Source organism: Halomonas saccharevitans, assembly GCF_900116405.1.
Taxonomy (GTDB): Bacteria; Pseudomonadota; Gammaproteobacteria; order Pseudomonadales; family Halomonadaceae; genus Halomonas; species Halomonas saccharevitans.
The window spans coordinates 1-3597 of record NZ_FPAQ01000075.1; the positions used below are offsets into that span (position 1 = coordinate 1).

Here is a 3597-nt window from a genome sequence, read left to right on the forward strand (position 1 = left end):
ACTTTGGTCGGTAAAGCAGGGAGGGTATCGGCGCTGGCCCTCCTACCTCTACCGTGTGGTCCAAAGCGCTGCAGTTATTCTATGAATCCAGGAATAAATATAAATTTATGCGAATTAATGGTTGCATAACCCAATGAATATAGCTCAGCAATTGCCAAATGGCGAAGACAATGAACTCCAAGCCCCTCTTACGCAGGAAGAAGAATCATGGTACAATGAAAGGTTCTTTAATAGGCTACACAACTCTTATTGTGAACTTGATAGCATGGAGAAGTAGGCGGGCATGAACATGCAGAGAAAATTCATGCAATCTACAGATGCCCTGATTAGAGAGGCATTGCATAAAAAAATATTGCAACATCAGCACAACTGCCCCCAGACCATAGTTTTGGATGAACTGGGCCTTGCTCATGGGAAGAATAGAATAGACATTGCTGTTATCAACGGCGATATACACGGCTATGAAATAAAGAGCTCGAAAGACAACCTTTCAAGATTCATCTCTCAACTTGACCAGTATAGAAAAAGCCTCCAAAAACTTACCATTGTTGCAGCCCCAAATCATATTGATGAGATTTTAAACGTCTCGCCAGATTGGTGCGGAGTTATAAAAGTAGAAATAGGACCTAGAGGAGGAGTAAAGTTCAAGACCATAAGACGGCCTTCTAAAAACCCAAGCGTAGATATGGTCGAGCTAGCACATTTACTTTGGAAAAAAGAAGCCATAGAACTCCTACAGGAATACGGAATGAAGAGCAATCTAAACAACAAGAACAGGAAAGCACTGTATGAAGAAATAGCAAACCATGCAAAAATGGAAGAACTAGTGGCTTGGATAAAAAACAAGTTTAGTAAACGCGAAACGTGGAGAGCTGTTTAATAACAAATGTAATATGGTGGTTCACACCCACTCCTTTCCATGTCCCCTGATTGCCAGTACCTTCAATTTTATGTAAAGTATTATATATCCTTTTATCTCCGTGAGAAAATTTTGGCCCACAATATTTACCAGAGCTGACAATATAGGAGCAGTGACCAACCATTTGACCATTGTCCTCTCTAAAATTTTTACCTTTTGGTACCAGCCAAGTACTGTCTGTCGTATATACAATCTTACCAGCGGGCTTTAGAAACCTCATGTCCTGGTCAATGAAATCAGGGGTTTCGATAGTATAATCCCCATAGTCAGGAACTCTAATGTCTTTTAGCTCACGAGCCAGCTCTTTATAAAACAGCCATTCATGTCGGGTTGGCTCTCCTCCAGGTCGCTGGACGTTAGATAACTTCAAAGAAGTTCCAGCGACAAAAAAAGTCCTGAATGCAACCAAGTCTGAGATATTCCTTATAGCACTTGACAGTGCTTTAGAGAAAACATCATAGGGTTGAAAAGATTCCGGTTGTTCAATATCAATAATCAAGTCAACATTGGAAATATCAACGTCGAGTCGTGACATTACTGACTTGACCAAAGAATCAATATTCGGAGACATAATATCATCAAGAGAGATACGTAATGCGACTCCTTTTCCATCAACAGAAACAATGTACTTAACCTCGCTGAGAAAGCTCACGTCATGAGAAAGCCTAATCACGGGGATAGCAGCACACCCTTCCTGCCTTAACTCTTCAAAAATATAGCTTACAACAAAGCTCGCATTCTGCATCCGAGCAGAAACAAGGCTCTCATGGAGGTCGATACAAGCCTTCCTGCCTCCCCACTTTTTGATAAAGCGTTTTGCAAAAGGCTGAATATGCTCTTGTACTGTTTTTTTTGGGCGCCTCTCCTCAAAATCATATTCGACAGGCGGAACTACAATTAGCGGTAAGACGTGATCTTTAACCGGCTCGTGTAATCTAAGCAAAGCTTGGTACTCACCTTGCCGCCACTTAGTTACCGGCATATAAAGAAAAGGGTTATCCATCAATCTCCTCCGAGAACAGTACGTACCTCACCATGCCCTACCAAGTCGGTTAATATCGTATAGTTGTTTCTCTCTTTTCTAATTCGCCCTGCAATAATACTAGGATGAATCTTCAATCTTTCTGCATCTCTTAAAACTGATTGGCGGCTCATTGAAAACCTGGACAAGCACGTATCCCAGGCATCCTGAGGAATTAGGGAATCCAACGCAAATTTGTCAGCCTCCTCCTCAAGAGGATCATGATAACTTCCGTCTTCTTCGTCAAAGAAATCCATATTTAACGAATCGTAAAGGTGCAGAAAAACATGGCCAAGCTCATGGAAAATCACAAACCAAAAATTATCTAATCTATCATGACGTAGCGTAATCGCAATGACTGGATGCCCAGTATCCAGCATCATAGCAGCACCGTCTAAATATGTACCTTGCAGATGCGGCTCAATTATAAGTATGACACCTTTGGATGCCAGAAACTCTTTAACATTTTCAAGAGCATTGTCTGAAGCAGACAGTAACGCGAGTTCCCTTACCCAGCTGTCATTTAAGAAAAACTCACCGACATTTCCAGAGGAAGCAACATCTCGGGCCTTCTCAAGTACCCTTGCTTGCCAAGCAAGCAGAGAATACTCTTTTGGAGAGTTTCCTCCGTAAAACTTTTTTCTATGTAAAGCCGTAGCATACTGGCCTCCAGCTGCACGTAAAAAGAAATTCTTAACTGCCTCAGCCGGTGATGCCTTATGCTTAAGCTCGACCCAACCTCTTTTTATCATTTCTTTTATGGGAAATTCAGACCAATCTACATCTTCCTCTTTTTCCCAAACGAAAACAGCACTTCCACTAGAATCCGAAGATCCCCCCCAGGATTCAGAAACCTTTACATTCAATATCTGGGAAATTTCAATTAACCTAGATAGGCTAGCCCCCATATACTCTGAAGATTCGTATCTTTGTATCTGCTGAGGTTTAACTTTGATCAAGTCTGCTAAAGACTTATGAGACAGCCCTTTTGCTATTCGAGCTTGGATTAAAACCCGAGGCAAACTGCTTAGATCAGAGTGTTCAGAATGCCTTACATGACCTTGCTTTAGAAACGAATACTCAGAAACTTGAGACTCTAGATCAGATATCTGACTCTCTAAAGCTGCCTTTTGTGCTTTGACAAGCCAATCACTAGCCTCCCCTTCATTTAAAGAGATCAAGGCAGTTTTTAGCTCCTCAAGCTGCTTTGAAGTGATTTTGTATTGCCTTTCATTGCAAATCATGACGACCCTCCTTCAACAGCGTTAAAGGCTTCAGCAGTTAAGTCGATAGCGACAATACCTTTCTCACCTCCAGAATGTTTTTCTATCTGAAAAAAATCTATAAATTTCTTACCAGGCGCGGCTTCTAAAGAGAAAGGAAACACCTCCCCCAGAAACTTTTCTTTTTGTTTCCTTCGCATTTCTGAGAAATCAAGAAGAACCGGGTCTAGTAAGCGCGGATCAACGGCACACGGATCCCAACATCCATCGTAATCCCCCGGATTAGGCTTCCCAGTGACATAACTACCGTCTAGAAATAAACGTCTGCATCCAGCACGTTGAAGTGGTCCCTGAAATTCGGACCAGGCGCTAAGCTCTGATCAGACCGACCAGGAGACCCTGATCATGAGCAAGACACGTCGGCAGTACAGCAG

The 3597-nt window shown here is 42.2% G+C and carries 3 protein-coding genes and 1 pseudogene; 1 reads left to right on the forward strand and 3 read right to left on the reverse strand.

Annotation, left to right across the window (positions count from 1 at the left end):
* The first annotated feature begins 283 nt into the window (after nt 1-283).
* Nucleotides 284-880 (forward strand): sce7726 family protein, encoded by a 597-nt coding sequence (locus BM388_RS17755; RefSeq protein WP_139233995.1) that lies wholly within the window; start codon nt 284-286, stop codon nt 878-880.
* On the opposite strand, the gene BM388_RS17365 is transcribed toward BM388_RS17755, so the two are convergent.
* The 3 genes and pseudogenes from BM388_RS17365 to BM388_RS18295 form a co-directional block, all read right to left on the reverse strand.
* Nucleotides 849-1922, reverse strand: coding sequence for a beta family protein (locus tag BM388_RS17365; protein WP_089852479.1), 1074 nt, complete (start codon nt 1920-1922; stop codon nt 849-851). The two genes, BM388_RS17755 and BM388_RS17365, sit on opposite strands and share 32 nt — an antisense overlap.
* Nucleotides 1922-3184 (reverse strand): XRE family transcriptional regulator, encoded by a 1263-nt coding sequence (locus tag BM388_RS17370; protein WP_089852481.1) that lies wholly within the window; start codon nt 3182-3184, stop codon nt 1922-1924. The genes BM388_RS17365 and BM388_RS17370 overlap by 1 nt, the downstream gene beginning before the upstream one ends.
* Nucleotides 3181-3522: pseudogene (locus BM388_RS18295) on the reverse strand (DUF6932 family protein); the annotation flags it as partial. The gene BM388_RS17370 and the pseudogene BM388_RS18295, both read right to left, overlap by 4 nt.
* Nucleotides 3523-3597: the final 75 nt, after the last annotated feature.

Bases quoted from the DNA above. Each gene is read 5' to 3' on its own strand.
- BM388_RS17755 (WP_139233995.1), top strand. From the start codon at position 284: ATGAACATGCAGAGAAAATTCATGCAATCTACAGATGCCCTGATTAGA.
- BM388_RS17370 (WP_089852481.1), bottom strand. From the start codon at position 3,184: ATGATTTGCAATGAAAGGCAATACAAAATCACTTCAAAGCAGCTTGAG.
- BM388_RS17365 (WP_089852479.1), bottom strand. From the start codon at position 1,922: ATGGATAACCCTTTTCTTTATATGCCGGTAACTAAGTGGCGGCAAGGT.